This window comes from Enterobacter soli, from assembly GCF_964208575.1.
Taxonomy (GTDB): domain Bacteria; phylum Pseudomonadota; class Gammaproteobacteria; order Enterobacterales; family Enterobacteriaceae; genus Enterobacter; species Enterobacter soli_A.
Map to the genome: position 1 here is coordinate 40112 of NZ_CAXOFU010000020.1, position 16871 is coordinate 56982.

The window sequence follows — 16871 nt, forward strand, 5'->3', positions numbered from 1 at the left end:
CGGCCTGACCCACAGTACAAAAACGGCAACCCGAAGGTTGCCGTTTTTTATTGGGCTACAAACGCCCCTGCCCTTTCAGCCACTCGCGCACCAGGAACAGCGCGCTCACGTTGCGGGCTTCGTTGAAGTCGGGATCTTCCAGCAAATCCATCAGATGGGCCAGCGGCCAGCGCACCTGCGGCAGCGGCTCCGGCTCGTCGCCTTCCAGCTTTTCCGGGTAGAGATCTTCCGCCACCACGATATTCATTTTGCTGGAGAAATAGGACGGCGCCATGCTGAGCTTTTTCAGGAACGACAGCTCCTTCGCGCCAAAACCGACCTCTTCTTTCAGCTCGCGGTTAGCGGCTTCGTACACGGTTTCGCCCGGGTCAATCAGCCCTTTCGAGAACCCAAGCTCATAAGATTCTGTTCCCACAGCGTATTCGCGGATTAAAATCAGATGGTCGTCGATGATAGGGATAATCATCACCGCTTCGCGCGCAGAGGGGCGCATACGTTCATAAACGCGACGCACACCGTTGCTAAACTCCAGATCCACGCTTTCGACATTAAACAGGCGCGATTTGGCGACTGTTTCAACGTTCAGAATGGTGGGTTTTTGTAATGGTTTGCTCATCTTGATGGGTCTTTACTGGGTGAACTGGGGTTATTGTGCGATATGCCGCACGGTTTCGGCAATGTCAATCGTTCTTTATTTACATTTTTGCAACGTAACGAGAATCAACTCTCATTTCAAAACAAAAGTCAAGAGGTTGAAATCACTCCAGGAATTTGCTGATATCGCGCGTTGGCAAGCTTTGTTATCATCGTCGATCACTGGGATGCGCTTCAAAATGCTCAAGTTCGACTCCATACTTGCCGATAGCCAACCACAGACTCTCATTCAATGTTAAAGGTGCTACAGACTACACCTGTAAGAAGATAAGTAAGATGGGGAAAGCATGAGCACCATTTTGATTTTTCTCGCTGCTATGCTGGCCGGCGCTTTGATTGCAGGGTGGGTATACAGGCGTCGGATACAGCGCCGATACCGGCTGCCCTTTTTAAACGCTTTCGCCGGTGCGAACACCCGCAAACTGTCGCCGGAAGAACGCAGCGCGGTTGAAAGCTACCTCGAAACCCTTAATCGTTCGCAGCTAACGCCTGGGCCAACCGGTGCCAGCACGGCGCCCGTGTCGCTCAACCTTAACGCCCAGAGCGATACCGTGGTTTGCGTGACGCGCTCGATCACCCGCTACGGTATCACCACCGACGATCCCAACAAGTGGCGCTACTACCTTGACTCCGTTGAAGTGCATCTGCCGCCGTTCTGGGAGCAGTACATCAACGACGAAAACAGCGTTGAGCTTATCCATACCGACTCTCTGCCGCTGGTTATCACGCTGAACGGCCACACCCTGAGCGAATACGTTCAGGAAGCGCCGCGCTTTGCGCTGGAACGCGCGAGCTCGACCCAGGCGTCGATTCGCGGTGAAGAGACCGAGCAAATTGAGCTGCTCAACATTCGTCAGGAAACACACGAAGAGTATGCCCTGAGCCGCCCGGACGGCATCCGCGAGGCGGTGCTTATCGTTGCCGCTTTCCTGATGTTCTTTATCTGTTTGCTCTCACCAGACGTGTTTGTTCCCTGGCTGGCTGGCGGTGCGGTATTGCTGCTGGCGGCGGGTCTGTGGGGGTTATTTGCCCCGCCGTCCAAAACCGCCCTGCGTGAGATCCACTGCCTGCGCGGCACGCCAAAGCGCTGGGGATTATTCGGTGAGAACGACCAGGAACATATCAACAATATCTCGCTCGGCATTATCGACCTGATCTACCCGCGCCACTGGCAGCCGTGGATCGCCCAGGATTTGGGCCATAAAACCGATATCGATATCTATCTTGATCGTCAGGTGGTGCGCCAGGGGCGGTATTTGTCGCTGCATGACGAGGTGAAGAACTTCCCGCTCCAGCACTGGCTGCGCAGCAGCGTGATCGCGGGTGGCGCCGCCGCGGTGCTGCTGATGCTGCTGTTGTTCGTGCCGCTGGATATGCCGATTAAATTCACCCTGTCGTGGATCAAAGGGGCGCAAACCGTTGAAGCCACCAGCGTTAACCAGCTCGATGAAGCCGGGGTGCGCGTGGGCGATACGCTGCGGCTGAAAGGCACCGGGATGTGTAACATCCATACGCCGGGAAGCTGGAACACGCGACAAAACTCGCCGTTTGCCCCGTTTGACTGCTCGCAAATCATCTGGAATGACGCACCGCCGCTGCCGCTGCCGGAGTCCGATGTGGTGGGCAAAGCCACCGCCCTCACCCAGGCGGTGAATCGCCAGTTGCATCCAAAGGCGGACGATGATTCCCGCGTCAGCCCGGCGCTGCGCTCCGCCATTCAGAAATCGGGCATGATCCTGCTGGATGACTTCGGTGAGATCGTTCAGAAGACCCAGGATTTGTGCTCCGCGGCGGACGAGTGCGTGCGCCTGAAGAATGCGCTGGTGAACCTCGGGAACAGCAAGGACTGGGAGGCGCTGGTGAAGCGCGCCAACGCGGGCAAGCTGGACGGCGTGAACGTGCTGCTGCGCCCGGTGAGCGCGGAGTCTTTGGATAACCTCGTCGCCACCTCTACCGCCCCGTTTGTGATGCGCGAAACCACCCGCGCGGCGCAGTCGCTTAACAGCCCGGCACCGGGCGGGTTTGTGATTGCCAGCGATGAAGGCACGGACCTGGTGGATCAGCCGTACCCGCAAATTGCGCTTTACGATTACCCTGCCCAGGAGCAGTGGGGCGAGTTCCAGCGGCTGGCGCAGATGTTAATGCAAACGCCGTTCAGCGCCGAAGGGATCGTGACGCGGATCTTCACCGACGCCAACGGCACGCGCCATATCGACTTGCACCGGATGCCGGACAGCGCGGGGTTGTGGCGCTATGTCGGCACGTCCCTGCTGATGATTGCGATGCTGGCCGCCGTTATCTGGAACGGCTATATGGCCGTGCGCCGCTACCAGCGTTCGCGCACGCGGCTGGCTGAAATCCAGCAATACTACGAAAATTGCCTCAATCCTAAGCTGATCTCCTCCCCTGAGAGCCTGATCGGATAACGTCACGGCGCGACAAGTTGTGCTACCCTGTCGCGCACGTAACTTCTGGCTGAAGAGTTCCCCTTATGCATCTTGATATCGCCTGGCAGGACGTGGATACCGTCCTGCTGGATATGGACGGCACGCTGCTCGATCTCGCCTTTGACAACTATTTCTGGCAAAAGCTGGTGCCTGAAACCTATGGCAAGCAGCAGGGGATCTCCCCGGCAGAAGCGCAGGAATTCATTCGCTCGCAGTATAGCGCCGTGCAGCATACGCTAAACTGGTACTGTCTTGACTACTGGAGCGAGCGTCTGGGTCTGGATATTTGTGCCATGACGACCGCCCAGGGGCCGCGCGCCGTCCTGCGCGAGGACACCGTGCCTTTCCTGGACGCGCTGAAAGCGAGCGGCAAGCGCCGTATTTTGCTGACCAACGCGCACCCGCATAACCTGGCGGTGAAGCTGGAACATACCGGACTGGCTTCACACCTTGATTTATTACTTTCTACCCACACATTTGGTTATCCGAAAGAGGATCAGCGGTTGTGGCACGCCGTAGCAGAAGAGACCGGGTTGCAGCCTGAAAGAACGCTGTTCATTGATGACAGCGAACCGATCCTTGATTCTGCCGCCACCTTTGGCATTCGCTACTGCCTGGGTGTGACCAATCCTGACTCTGGCCTGGCTGAAAAAAGCTATCTGCGGCATCCGGGGCTGAACGACTATCGCCGGATGATCCCCTCACTCACCGTGAAGGAGTCGCCATGAAAGAGAAACCCTCCGAAGGGGTAAGACTGGATAAATGGCTGTGGGCCGCCCGTTTTTACAAAACGCGCGCGCTCGCCCGAGAGATGATTGACGGCGGCAAAGTCCACTACAACGGCCAGCGCGGAAAGCCGAGCAAGCTCGTTGAACTGAACGCCACCATCACGCTGCGTCAGGGCAACGATGAAAAGACGGTGGTGATCAAAGCCATCACCGAGCAGCGAAGGCCCGCAACCGAAGCCGTTTTGCTCTATGAAGAAACGGTGGAAAGCGTCGAAAAACGCGAGAAGACGGCACTGGCACGCAAAATGAACGCGCTGACGATGCCGCACCCGGATCGGCGTCCGGATAAAAAAGAGCGCCGTGAACTGATGAAATTTAAACACGGTGAGAGTGAATAACCCCCTCACCTGCACGAGAGATGACTATGGCCCAACACGACCAATTACACCGCTATCTGTTTGAACAATTCGCCGTGCGCGGCGAGCTGGTCACCGTGTCCGAAACCTGGAAACAGATCCTGGAAAACCACACCTACCCGCTGCCGGTAAAAAACCTGTTGGGCGAACTGCTGGTTGCCACCAGCCTGTTAACCGCAACGCTGAAGTTTGCCGGTGATATCACCGTGCAGCTGCAGGGTGACGGCCCGATGACGCTGGCCGTGATCAACGGCAACAACCAGCAGCAGATGCGCGGCGTGGCGCGCGTTCAGGGCGATGTGCCTGAAAACGCAGATCTGAAAACGCTGGTGGGCAACGGCTATCTGGTGATCACCATTTCCCCGGAAGAGGGCGAGCGCTATCAGGGCGTTGTGGGGCTGGAAGGTGATACCCTGGCAGCCTGTCTGGAAGATTACTTCATGCGCTCCGAACAGCTGCCAACGCGTCTGTTCATCCGCACCGGTGAAGTGGATGGTCAGCCTGCCGCGGGCGGTATGCTGCTGCAGGTTCTGCCAGCCCAGGACGCGCAGACCAACGACTTTGAGCACCTGGCGACCCTGACCGAAACCGTTAAAGCGGAAGAGCTGTTCACCCTGTCGGCGACCGACGTGCTGTGGCGTCTGTATCACGAAGAAGAGGTGACCGTTTACGATCCTCAGGACGTAGAGTTCAAATGCACCTGCTCCCGCGAGCGCTGCGCTGGCGCACTGAAAACCCTGCCGGATGAAGAGATCGACAGCATCATGGCGGAAGACGGTGAAATTGATATGCACTGTGACTACTGCGGTACGCACTACGTGTTCAATTCAATGGATATCGCTGAGATCCGCAACAACGCCTCCCCGGCGGATCCGCAGGTCCACTAAACCTTTTTTCCCCTCCCCCTGACCCTCTCCCCAACGGGAGAGGGAACGTGAACACCCTCTCCTCTTGGGCAGAGGGTTGAGGGGCAAAATTCCCCTATAAGCTGAATCGTTTTCACAATGTAACTCTTACGTAATTTTCCTACATGTATGCGATTACATTCACATTCCTTCCGTTAAATTCACCACCAATTAACCTTTTAAGAACATTTTCCCCAACCAAAAAGCGATTCCTGCGATAATCTGCCCGCCCTGTGACTGGAGTCGCAGCGTTTTCCGTTAGTAAGGGTTTTGTCCAGATACGTAAATCTATGAGCCCCGTCCCGGTTAACAACCTAAGAAAAACCCTACAATTTCAGGCAGTACATATTGGCTAAGGAGCAGTGACATGCGCGTTAAAGGTATAACCTCGCAAGATCTCAAGGCTTATGGCATTCACGACGTCCAGGAACTCGTTTACAACCCCGATTACGATACGCTGTATCAGGAAGAGCTCAATCCAGCGCTGGAAGGATACGAGCGAGGTGTGTTGACGAATCTTGGTGCTATCGCCGTCGATACCGGTATTTTTACCGGCCGTTCGCCGAAGGATAAGTACATCGTCCGTGACGACACCACGCGCGACACCCTGTGGTGGTCGGATAAAGGCAAAGGAAAGAACGACAACAAGCCGCTCTCCCCTGAAACCTGGCAACATCTGAAAGGACTCGTCACAAATCAACTTTCCGGCAAGCGTCTGTTTATTATCGATGCTTTCTGCGGCGCCAACGCCGACACCCGTCTTTCCGTACGCTTTATTACCGAGGTGGCCTGGCAGGCGCACTTCGTGAAGAACATGTTTATTCGCCCGACCGACGAAGAGCTGCAGGATTTCAGCCCTGACTTTATCGTGATGAACGGCGCGAAATGCACCAACCCGCAGTGGAAAGAGCAGGGCCTGAACTCCGAGAACTTTATCGCCTTCAACCTGACCGAGCGTATCCAGCTAATCGGCGGAACCTGGTACGGCGGCGAAATGAAGAAAGGGATGTTCTCGGTGATGAACTACCTGCTGCCGCTGCAGGGCATTGCGTCGATGCACTGCTCGGCGAACGTCGGCGAAAAAGGCGATGTCGCGGTCTTCTTCGGGCTTTCCGGCACCGGTAAAACCACGCTGTCCACCGACCCGAAACGCCGCCTGATTGGCGATGATGAGCACGGCTGGGACGACGACGGCGTATTTAACTTCGAAGGCGGCTGCTACGCGAAGACTATTCGCCTGTCTGAAGAGGCCGAGCCGGACATCTTCCACGCCATCCGTCGCGATGCGCTGCTGGAGAACGTGACCGTGCGCGCCGATGGGTCTATCGACTTCGACGACGCCTCAAAAACCGAAAACACCCGCGTTTCCTACCCTATCTACCACATCGACAATATCGTGAAGCCGGTGTCGAAGGCGGGCCATGCCACGAAGGTGATTTTCCTGACCGCCGACGCGTTCGGCGTGCTGCCGCCGGTATCGCGCCTGACGGCCAACCAGACGCAGTATCACTTCCTCTCCGGCTTTACCGCGAAGCTGGCGGGCACAGAGCGCGGCGTGACCGAGCCGACCCCAACCTTCTCTGCCTGCTTCGGCGCGGCGTTCCTGTCGCTGCACCCAACGCAGTACGCAGAAGTGCTGGTCAAGCGTATGCAGGCCTCCGGCGCGCAGGCGTATCTGGTGAACACGGGCTGGAACGGCACGGGGAAACGTATCTCTATCAAAGATACCCGCGCGATTATCGATGCGATTCTGGACGGTTCTCTGGATAACGCCGAAACCTTCACCCTGCCGATGTTCGATCTGGCGATCCCAACGGCGCTGCCGGGCGTGGATACCCGTATCCTCGATCCGCGCAATACCTACGCCTCGCCGGAACAGTGGCGTGAGAAGGCGGAAGCGCTGGCGAAGCTGTTTATTGAAAACTTCGAGAAGTATACCGATACCCCGGCTGGCGCTGCGCTGGTGAGCGCGGGGCCTAAGCTGTAGCCCTTCTCCCCCTCACCCTAACCCTCTCCCCGCAGGGGAGAGGGAATTGCACGGTGCGTTTTTCTCCCTTTCCCCGTGGGGTAGAGGGAATTGCACGGTGCTTTTTTTCTCCCTCTCCCTGTGGGAGAGGGTCGGGGTGAGGGCATCAGGCCGCAGAGACCGCATCTTGTCGGGTGGCGGCTTCACCTCACCCGACCTACGAAAAGGGTGGCTAAAGCCACCCTTTTTTAACTCTCTTTCACCTGCCCGCGCGTCACCGGCACCGGCAGCCATGCGCGAATGCTCAAACCGCCCCGCTCGCTGGTGCCAATCTCCAGCAAGCCGTTATGGTTATCCACAATACGCTGCACAATCGCCAGGCCCAGGCCCGTTCCGCTGGTGCTGCGGGCGCTATCGCCGCGCACAAACGGCTGGAACAGGTGCTTACGCTGCTCGGGCTTAATGCCCGGGCCATCGTCTTCCACCTGGAACCAGGCGCGGTTCAGCTCGGAGCCGCTGCTGACCTTGATCCAGCCGTTCCCGTAGCGCGCCGCGTTCACCACCATATTGGCTACCGCGCGCTTGATGGAGAGCGGGTGCATCCGCACCTGGATTTCGCCCGCCTGCAGGTCGGTGTCAATTTCGCGCTCGTAGCCGCTTTCCGCTGCCACCACTTCCCCCAGCACCGCGTTCAGATCCGCCATCTCCATCGGCATCTCCTGCCCGGTACGCAGGTAGTCGATGAACTGCTCGATAATGGCGTTACACTCTTCGATGTCCTTGTTAATGGACTCCGCCAGATAGCCATCCTCTTCGCCCATCATCTCCGTCGCCAGACGAATACGGGTGAGCGGCGTGCGCAGATCGTGGCTGACGCCCGCCATCAGCAGAGTACGGTCGTCCGCGAGCTGCTTAACGCCTGCCGCCATATGGTTGAAGGCGCGGGTCACTGAGCGCACTTCGGAGGCGCCGTATTCACGCAGCGGCGGCGGAATAATGCCTTTACCGACCTGTAGCGCAGCGTGCTCCAGGTCGACCAGCGGTCGGTTCTGGATGCGGATAAACAGCCACGCCCCCCCTATCGCCAGCAGCATAATCGCCAGGGTGTAGCGGAACAGCGGCGAGAAGTCGCCCTGATGAATTTCGGTGAGCGGAACGCGCACCCAGATATTCGGCGAAAGCCAGGTTTTCAGCCAGACAACCGGCGAGCTTTTGTTGACCTCGACGCGCACTTCCGTCGGGCCGCCAAGCTGCTGCGCCATCTGCTGGCTGAGGAACTCATAGTGTTGCGCCCAGCGCAGGCCAGCGTCTTCTGCCGCTTCGTTGGAATAGAGCGAAATGCCCAGCTCGCGGTAGATTTCACGACGAAACGCCGGAGGAACCACCAGCTGAGTACCGTCCTCCAGCTGCAGTTTATCGGTCATCAGCATACGGACTTCGTACGCCAGCACCTTATTAAACTGCTGGAGGCTCGGCAGGATCGCAAAGTTCAGCACCACCAGATAGGTCGTCACCAGGCTGACGAACAGCAAGGTGACGATCAGTAACAGCGTGCGGGCAAACGAGCTTCGCGGCGAGAAGCGCATTCGCCTCATGCTTTAGAGCCGTCCGGGACGAAGACGTAGCCCAGACCCCAGACGGTCTGAATGTAGCGAGGATGCGCCGGATCTTCTTCCACCATGCGGCGCAGACGGGAGATCTGCACGTCAATAGAGCGTTCCATTGCGGAGTATTCACGACCGCGCGCCAGGTTCATCAGCTTGTCGCGAGACAGCGGCTCGCGCGGGTGGCTAACCAGCGCTTTCAGAACGGCGAATTCACCGCTGGTGAGCGGCATAGGTTCGTCTTCGCGGAACATCTCGCGGGTGCCGAGGTTCAGCTTGAACTTGCCGAAGGCAATTACCGCCTCTTCCTGAGAAGGGGCGCCCGGTAGTTCGTTCGCCTGACGGCGCAGCACGGCGCGGATACGCGCCAGCAGCTCGCGCGGGTTAAACGGTTTTGGAATGTAGTCGTCGGCGCCAATTTCCAGGCCCACGATACGGTCAACTTCTTCCCCTTTCGCCGTTACCATAATGATCGGCATCGGGTTGCTCTGACTGCGCAGGCGGCGGCAGATAGACAAACCATCTTCGCCGGGCAGCATCAGGTCGAGCACCATCAGGTGGAAGGATTCACGGGTCAGCAGACGATCCATCTGTTCGGCGTTCGCCACACTGCGAACCTGGAAGCCCTGCTCGGTCAGATAACGCTCAAGCAGCGCACGCAGGCGCATGTCGTCATCCACGACCAGAATCTTGTAGTTTTCTTGCATTGTATTTACTCCCAAAGGTTCGGATAGTCTTTGTAACAGCGTATTCTAAAAAAGTGCACGTGTTCGACCAGCTAATTCTGGTATAAATTCTAGTCGAAATTGTTACAAAGCATATTTAACAGCAGCTTATCTGCATATTTCATCACATAAATCATTATTAACGCTGTCTGTTAAACTGTGTGATACGTAATGTGCGCACGTTCTGCCATGAAGTCGAGTCTGAAGAAAGCCCAATGAAAACGCCGCTGATCACCCGTGAAGGGTACGAAAAACTCAAAAAAGAGATGGATTACCTGTGGCGAGAAGAGCGCCCAGAGGTGACGAAAAAGGTGACCTGGGCGGCAAGCCTCGGCGACCGCAGCGAAAATGCTGACTACCAGTACAACAAAAAGCGCCTGCGGGAGATCGACCGCCGGGTGCGCTACCTGACCAAATGCCTTGAGCATCTCAAGATTGTCGATTACTCGCCGCAGCAGGAGGGCAAAGTGTTCTTCGGCGCGTGGGTCGAAATTGAAAACGACGACGGCGATACCCTGCGTTTTCGCATCGTCGGTTACGATGAAATTTTTGGTCGTAAGGATTACATCTCCATCGACTCGCCCATGGCTCGCGCCCTGCTGAAAAAGGAAGTGGGTGATTTAGCCGTGGTGCAAACCCCCGGTGGCGAAGCGAGCTGGTACGTGAACGAAATCGAGTACGTAAAATAATCTGAGAGCGCCCCCCACGACTGGCATTTTGCCGTGCCAGTCCGTATAACTATCCCCTGATTTTTTGACCCACAAGATGATAAAGCCATGATGAAAGATTCGCTCTGCCGCATTATTGCGGGTGATATTCAGGCCAGAGCCGAACAGGTAGAAGCTGCCGTTCGCCTGCTTGATGAAGGGAACACCGTGCCGTTTATTGCACGCTATCGTAAGGAAGTCACGGGCGGTCTCGATGACACACAGCTGCGTAATCTGGAAACCCGCCTGGGTTATCTGCGCGAGCTGGAAGACCGTCGTCAGGCGATCCTGAAATCCATCGGCGAGCAGGGCAAGCTGACCAGCGACCTCGAAAAAGCCATCAACGGCACCCTGAGCAAAACCGAATTAGAAGATCTCTATCTGCCGTATAAACCGAAGCGCCGCACGCGCGGGCAGATTGCGATTGAAGCCGGCCTTGAGCCGCTGGCCGACCTGCTGTGGAACCAGCCTTCCCACGACCCGGAAACCGAAGCCGCGAAATTTATCGACGCCGACAAAGGCGTGGCGGACACCAAGGCCGCCCTCGACGGCGCGCGCTACATCCTGATGGAGCGTTTCTCCGAAGACGCGGCGCTGCTTGCCAAAGTGCGTGATTACCTGTGGAAAAACGCGCATCTGGTGGCGACCGTGGTCAGCGGTAAAGAGGAAGAAGGCGCGAAGTTCCGCGACTATTTCGATCACCACGAACCGATTTCAACCACCCCTTCCCACCGCGCGCTGGCGATGTTCCGCGGGCGCAACGAAGGCGTGCTGCAGCTCTCCCTGAACGCCGACCCGCAGTTTGACGAGCCGCCAAAAGAGAGCCACTGCGAGCAGATCATTATCGACCACCTCGGCCTACGCCTGAACAACGCCCCGGCGGACGGCTGGCGTAAAGGCGTGGTGAGCTGGACGTGGCGCATCAAGGTGCTGATGCACCTCGAAACCGAGCTGATGGGCACCGTGCGCGAGCGCGCCGAAGACGAAGCCATCAACGTGTTCGCCCGCAACCTGCACGACCTGCTGATGGCCGCCCCTGCTGGCCTGCGCGCGACGATGGGCCTCGATCCGGGTCTGCGTACCGGCGTGAAGGTCGCGGTCGTTGACGGCACCGGCAAGCTGGTGGCAACCGACACCATTTATCCGCACACCGGACAGGCCGCGAAAGCCGCGGTGGCCGTGGCGGCGCTGTGTGAGAAGTACAACGTGGAGCTGGTGGCGATCGGTAACGGCACCGCGTCCCGCGAAACCGAGCGTTTCTACCTCGACGTGCAGAAGCAGTTCCCGAAAGTCACCGCGCAGAAGGTGATCGTCAGCGAAGCCGGGGCGTCGGTCTATTCCGCCTCCGAGCTGGCGGCGCAGGAGTTCCCGGATCTCGACGTGTCCCTGCGCGGCGCGGTCTCTATCGCCCGCCGCTTGCAGGACCCGCTCGCCGAGCTGGTGAAGATCGACCCGAAATCCATCGGCGTGGGCCAGTATCAGCACGACGTGAGCCAGACTCAGCTGGCGCGCAAGCTGGACGCGGTGGTGGAAGACTGCGTTAACGCCGTGGGCGTTGACCTGAACACCGCTTCCGTTCCGCTGCTGACCCGCGTGGCGGGCCTGACCCGCATGATGGCGCAGAACATCGTGGCGTGGCGTGACGAGAACGGTCAGTTCCAGAACCGTCAGCAGCTGCTGAAGGTGAGCCGTCTGGGGCCAAAAGCCTTTGAGCAGTGCGCGGGCTTCCTGCGCATTAACCACGGCGATAACCCGCTGGATGCCTCAACCGTTCACCCGGAAGCCTACCCGGTGGTGGAGCGTATTCTGGCGGCGACCCAGCAGGCGCTGAAAGATCTGATGGGCGACAACAGTGCCCTGCGCAGCCTGAAAGCCGCGGACTTCACCGACGCGCAGTTCGGCGTGCCAACGGTGACGGACATCATCAAAGAGCTGGAAAAACCGGGTCGCGACCCGCGTCCTGAGTTTAAAACCGCCACCTTCGCCGACGGCGTAGAAACCATGAACGACCTGCTGCCGGGCATGGTGCTGGAAGGCGCGGTGACGAACGTCACCAACTTCGGTGCCTTTGTGGATATCGGCGTGCATCAGGATGGCCTGGTCCACATTTCGTCGCTGGCGGACAAGTTCGTTGAAGATCCGCACACCGTGGTCAAAGCGGGCGATATCGTGAAGGTCAAAGTGCTGGAGGTCGATCTGCAGCGTAAGCGTATCGCCCTGACCATGCGTCTGGACGAGCAGCCGGGCGAAACCAACGCCCGTCGCGGCGGCGGCCGCGAGCAGCAGCGTCCGGCAGCCAAAGCGGCGAAGCCTCGCGGACGTGACGCACAGCCTGCGGGCAACAGCGCGATGATGGATGCGCTGGCGGCGGCGATGAAGAAGAAGTAATTCCTGCCCCCTCTCCTTCCGGGGAGAGGGGCTTTTTATTCACAGCGTGCATAAAAATAAATTAAGAATGTACTCACTCATTATTTTAAATATGAAACCGATTGCACACCCATATTTAAACTCTCCATCATCACTTCATTAACAAATACGTTAATTCTGCATGACATCCGCGGGCCTTAAATATTGAGCAAGGTCAAATTGCCCGCAAATTAACGCCCCTGTTAGCATCCCGTCACATTTTAGATATTGCCGATAAAAACAATTCTCATTACCATTGCATTGTTGATTATTTAATCTTTCCTTCGTTAAGTAGGCACTATGCAATTCACTCCCGACAGTGCATGGAAAATTACCGGTTTTACCCGCGAGATTAGCCCGGCTTATCGGCAAAAGCTGTTGTCCCTTGGCATGCTGCCAGGCTCCTCCTTCCAGGTGGTGCGCGTGGCGCCGCTGGGCGATCCGGTTCATATCGAAACCCGCCGCGTGAACCTGGTACTGCGCAAGAAAGATCTCGCGTTAATTGAGGTCGAAGCAATTTCCCGATAAGAAGCCAGCGGTTTCAGTGAGTCTAATGCAATGAAAAAATTAACTATTGGCTTAATTGGCAATCCTAATTCCGGCAAGACAACCTTATTTAATCAGTTAACCGGCGCGCGTCAGCGCGTGGGGAACTGGGCGGGCGTAACCGTTGAGCGCAAAGAGGGTCAATTTGCGACAACCGATAATCAGGTCACCCTGGTGGATTTGCCCGGCACCTATTCGTTAACCACTATTTCGTCACAAACCTCTCTCGATGAACAAATTGCCTGCCACTATATTCTGAGCGGCGACGCCGACTTATTAATTAACGTGGTGGATGCCTCAAACCTTGAGCGCAATCTGTATCTGACGCTGCAGCTGCTGGAGCTCGGTATTCCGTGCATCGTGGCGCTCAACATGCTCGATATCGCCGAAAAGCAGAAGCTGCGCATTGAAATCGACGCCCTGTCCGCCCGTCTCGGCTGCCCGGTTGTCCCGCTGGTGTCGACCCGCGCGCGCGGCATCGACGCCCTGAAGCTGGCGGTCGATCGCCACACCGGCAACAGCAGCGTTGAGCTGGTTCACTATGCCAGGCCTCTGCTGCGCGAAGCCGATCTGCTGGCCCAGGAGATGGATCAAACCATACCGGCCAGACAGCGCCTGTGGCTCGGCCTGCAAATGCTCGAAGGGGATATCTACAGCCGCGCCTACGCGGGCAACGCGGCAGATAAGCTGGACGTGTCGCTGGCGCGCCTGAGCGAGGAGCTGGACGACCCGGCGCTGCACATTGCCGACGCGCGCTACCAGGCCATCGCCGCGATTTGTGACGTGGTGAGTAACGCCCTGACCGCCGAGCCGAGCAAATTCACCGCCGCGGTGGATAAAATTGTCCTGAACCGCTTCCTCGGCCTGCCGGTCTTCCTGCTGGTGATGTACCTGATGTTCCTGCTCGCCATCAACATCGGCGGCGCGCTGCAGCCTATCTTTGACGCCGGTTCGGTGGCGATTTTCGTCCACGGCATTCAGTGGCTCGGCTACACCCTGCACTTCCCGGAATGGCTGACCATCTTCCTCGCCCAGGGGCTGGGCGGCGGGATCAACACCGTGCTGCCGCTGGTGCCGCAGATCGGCATGATGTACCTGTTCCTCTCGTTCCTTGAGGACTCCGGCTATATGGCGCGCGCCGCCTTCGTGATGGATCGCCTGATGCAGGCGCTCGGCCTGCCGGGGAAATCCTTTGTGCCGCTGATTGTTGGCTTCGGCTGTAACGTGCCGTCGGTGATGGGCGCACGCACGCTGGATGCGCCGCGCGAGCGCCTGATGACCATCATGATGGCGCCGTTTATGTCCTGCGGCGCGCGTCTGGCGATTTTCGCGGTCTTTGCGGCGGCCTTCTTTGGCCAGCAGGGGGCGCTGGCGGTCTTCTCCCTGTACGTGCTGGGCATCGTGATGGCGATCCTCACCGGCCTGATGCTGAAGCACACCATTATGCGCGGCGAAGCGTCGCCGTTCGTGATGGAGCTGCCGGTGTACCACGTCCCGCACCTGAAAAGCCTGGTGATCCAGACCTGGCAGCGCCTGAAAGGCTTCGTGCTGCGCGCCGGTAAAGTGATCGTCATCGTCAGTATCTTCCTCAGCGCCCTGAACAGCTTCACCCTGAGCGGCAAGGCGGCGGAGAACATCAACGACTCCGCGCTGGCCTCCGTCAGCCGGGTGATTACCCCGGTCTTCAAGCCGATTGGCGTGCATGAAGACAACTGGCAGGCGACCGTTGGCCTGTTCACCGGGGCGATGGCGAAAGAAGTGGTGGTCGGCACGCTGAACACCCTCTACACCGCCGAGAACATTCAGGAGCAAGAGTTCAACCCGGCGGAGTTCCACCTTGGCGACGAGCTGATCGGCGCGGCGGAAGAGACCTGGCAGAGTCTGAAAGACACCTTTAGCCTGAGCGTACTGGCGAACCCGATTGAGGCCAGCAAGGGCGACGGCGAAATGGCTACGGGGGCAATGGGCGTGATGAGCGAGAAATTCGGCAGCGCGTCTGCGGCCTACAGCTACCTGATCTTCGTGCTGCTCTATATTCCGTGCATCTCGGTGATGGGGGCAATTGCCCGCGAGTCGAGCCGCGGCTGGATGGGCTTCTCCATTCTGTGGGGGCTGAACATCGCCTACTCGCTGGCGACGGTCTTCTACCAGGCCACCAACTTTAGCCAGCACCCGCGCTACAGCCTGATCTGCATTCTGGCGGTCGTGCTGTTCAACGTGGTGGTCATCGGCCTGCTGCGCCGGGCGCGCAGCCGCGTCAACGTGAACCTGCTGGCCACCCGTAAAACCCCCGCCACCTGCTGCAACAGCCCGGCTGGCGACTGTCACTAAAGGGGGAGCGCAATGGCATCGTTGATTCAGGTTCGTGATTTACTGGCGCTGCAGGGGCGAATGGAGGCCAAACAGTTAAGCCTCACCCTGCATACGCCGCAGCCGATGATCGATGCCATGCTGCAACGACTGGAAGCCATGGGAAAAGCGGTGCGCATTCAGGAAGAGGCCGACGGCTGCCTGACCGGGAGCTGCAAAAGCTGTCCGGAAGGAAAAGCCTGTCTCAGGGAGTGGTGGGCGCTGCGATAGCAAAGCCGGGCGAGATGCCCGGCTTTTTTGTCTTACTTGTACACGTCCGCAGTGGCGCGAACGTCTTTGGTATCTTTAGTGGCGCTGGTGATCACGTAGTAGGTCCCGCCCAGCTCATCTGCTTTTTTGGATAACTCCCTTTTGGCGTCCATTGGCGCGGTGGTGTCTGAGGTTGAGATATCACCGATTTTGGTCAGATTCATCTCTTTCACTTTATCTTTTTGCAGCTCTTGCGCCGCTAATGCACCAAAAGACAGTGACCCAATAACCAGAGAAGTGACAATACCTGTAATCAATTTCATAACCATGACTCTCCTTAGGATGGTGTTTTGATTATCGTGGGCGGAACAACCGCAACGACTCAGTAAGTATTGTTGCGGTACGCCACTTTTGCCAGGTGGGACAGAAAACAATCAGAGTAAACGTTGACGCAGGGCAACCAGCGCGGCGCAGAATTCCGCCGGATGAGAGATAAACGGCGCGTGGGCGGCTTTGGCTATCACCATCGATTCACTTTGCGGCCACAGCGCGTCCAGCAGCGGCACCACCTTGCGCGGCACCAGCCCGTCGAGATAGCCATAAATACGCAGATGCGGCATCGCCAGCGCGCTCAGGGGCTCGCGCAGATCCACCGTTTTTAAGATTTCCAGACCGCCGTTCAGCACGTCCACCTCCGGCATCGGCAGCGAGAGCACGGTGCTTTTCAGCGTGCGCGCATCCTGACGCGCGGTGTCGGTGCCCATGGTTTGCAGCGCCAGGAAGCGCTCCACGGTTCGCTGGAAATCTTCGCTCAGCTGCTGCTGGAATCCGGCCAGCACGTCGGGCTTGATGCCCGGCCACGCGTCGCGCGCGCTAAAGCAGGGCGAGGAGGCAACCGTCACCAGGGCCTGCACGCGGTCAGGGTGGTTGAGCGCGATGCGGCTCGCCACCAGCCCGCCGAGGCTCCAGCCGAGCCAGATGGCGCGCGGGGGAGCCTGCTCTAGCACCTGCTCTGCCATCTCATCCAGCGTCATCGCACCGTAGCCGCGGCTGCGGCCAAATCCCGGCAGGTCGACCAGATGCAGGGTAAATTGCGAGGCCAGTTCCTCAAGAATGCAATTCCACACTTCGGCGTTCAGTCCCCATCCGTGCAGCAGCACAAGATGGCAATTTCCCGTCCCTACGGTCTGCCACCACAGAGTCTTCAT

15 protein-coding genes are annotated in these 16871 nt (G+C 58.1%); 10 read left to right on the forward strand and 5 right to left on the reverse strand.

All coding sequences use genetic code 11. From position 1 onward, the window contains the following. Nucleotides 1-55: 55 nt before the first annotated feature. Nucleotides 56-616, reverse strand: a complete 561-nt coding sequence (gene nudE, locus AB6V08_RS18305) for an ADP compounds hydrolase NudE (RefSeq protein ID WP_368544234.1) — start codon at nt 614-616, stop codon at nt 56-58. Between the two features lie 325 nt (nt 617-941). On the opposite strand from nudE, the gene AB6V08_RS18310 reads away from it, so the two are divergent. The 5 genes from AB6V08_RS18310 (at nt 942) to pckA (ending at nt 7137) form a co-directional block, all read left to right on the forward strand. Continuing rightward, complete coding sequence (locus AB6V08_RS18310; protein WP_368544235.1) at nt 942-3080, forward strand: intracellular growth attenuator family protein; 2139 nt, start codon at nt 942-944, stop codon at nt 3078-3080. A gap of 65 nt (nt 3081-3145) precedes the next feature. Further along, nucleotides 3146-3829 (forward strand): GMP/IMP nucleotidase, encoded by a 684-nt coding sequence (gene yrfG / locus AB6V08_RS18315; RefSeq protein ID WP_368544236.1) that lies wholly within the window; start codon nt 3146-3148, stop codon nt 3827-3829. Continuing rightward, nucleotides 3826-4227: a ribosome-associated heat shock protein Hsp15 gene (gene hslR, locus AB6V08_RS18320; protein WP_368544237.1), complete on the forward strand. Its 402-nt coding sequence runs from the start codon at nt 3826-3828 to the stop codon at nt 4225-4227. Before yrfG ends, hslR begins: the two co-directional genes overlap by 4 nt. 26 nt (nt 4228-4253) lie before the next feature. Next, the gene (gene hslO, locus AB6V08_RS18325) at nt 4254-5132 is read left to right on the forward strand and encodes an Hsp33 family molecular chaperone HslO (protein ID WP_368544238.1); all 879 of its coding nucleotides are present in this window, start codon (nt 4254-4256) and stop codon (nt 5130-5132) included. Between the two features lie 385 nt (nt 5133-5517). After that, on the forward strand, nt 5518-7137 hold the full coding sequence (pckA, locus tag AB6V08_RS18330; protein WP_368544239.1) for a phosphoenolpyruvate carboxykinase (ATP): 1620 nt from the start codon (nt 5518-5520) through the stop codon (nt 7135-7137). A gap of 227 nt (nt 7138-7364) precedes the next feature. Here the strand turns inward: pckA and envZ are convergent, their stop codons facing one another. Together envZ and ompR are read right to left on the reverse strand one after the other, a co-directional pair. Next, complete coding sequence (gene envZ, locus AB6V08_RS18335) at nt 7365-8711, reverse strand: two-component system sensor histidine kinase EnvZ (RefSeq protein ID WP_008503047.1); 1347 nt, start codon at nt 8709-8711, stop codon at nt 7365-7367. After that, nucleotides 8708-9427 (reverse strand): osmolarity response regulator transcription factor OmpR, encoded by a 720-nt coding sequence (ompR, locus tag AB6V08_RS18340; RefSeq protein ID WP_001157751.1) that lies wholly within the window; start codon nt 9425-9427, stop codon nt 8708-8710. The genes envZ and ompR overlap by 4 nt, the downstream gene beginning before the upstream one ends. A 233-nt stretch (nt 9428-9660) precedes the next feature. Here ompR and greB point away from each other — a divergent pair, with 233 nt between their 5' ends. The 5 genes from greB to feoC all read left to right on the forward strand — a co-directional run bounded on the left by greB (nt 9661) and on the right by feoC (nt 15684). After that, the gene (gene greB / locus AB6V08_RS18345) at nt 9661-10134 is read left to right on the forward strand and encodes a transcription elongation factor GreB (RefSeq protein ID WP_006177891.1); all 474 of its coding nucleotides are present in this window, start codon (nt 9661-9663) and stop codon (nt 10132-10134) included. Nucleotides 10135-10221: 87 nt separating this feature from the next. Next, nucleotides 10222-12540, forward strand: a complete 2319-nt coding sequence (locus AB6V08_RS18350) for a Tex family protein (RefSeq protein WP_368544240.1) — start codon at nt 10222-10224, stop codon at nt 12538-12540. 318 nt (nt 12541-12858) lie between these two features. Then, complete coding sequence (gene feoA / locus AB6V08_RS18355) at nt 12859-13086, forward strand: ferrous iron transporter A (RefSeq protein ID WP_014072118.1); 228 nt, start codon at nt 12859-12861, stop codon at nt 13084-13086. Nucleotides 13087-13116: 30 nt separating this feature from the next. Beyond that, nucleotides 13117-15435, forward strand: coding sequence for a Fe(2+) transporter permease subunit FeoB (feoB, locus tag AB6V08_RS18360; protein WP_368544242.1), 2319 nt, complete (start codon nt 13117-13119; stop codon nt 15433-15435). Nucleotides 15436-15447: 12 nt separating this feature from the next. After that, complete coding sequence (feoC, locus tag AB6V08_RS18365; RefSeq protein WP_368544243.1) at nt 15448-15684, forward strand: [Fe-S]-dependent transcriptional repressor FeoC; 237 nt, start codon at nt 15448-15450, stop codon at nt 15682-15684. Between the two features lie 32 nt (nt 15685-15716). Here the strand turns inward: feoC and AB6V08_RS18370 are convergent, their stop codons facing one another. Further along, nucleotides 15717-15986, reverse strand: coding sequence for a YdgH/BhsA/McbA-like domain containing protein (locus AB6V08_RS18370; protein ID WP_368544244.1), 270 nt, complete (start codon nt 15984-15986; stop codon nt 15717-15719). Nucleotides 15987-16097: 111 nt separating this feature from the next. After that, nucleotides 16098-16871 (reverse strand): pimeloyl-ACP methyl ester esterase BioH, encoded by a 774-nt coding sequence (gene bioH / locus AB6V08_RS18375; protein WP_368544245.1) that lies wholly within the window; start codon nt 16869-16871, stop codon nt 16098-16100.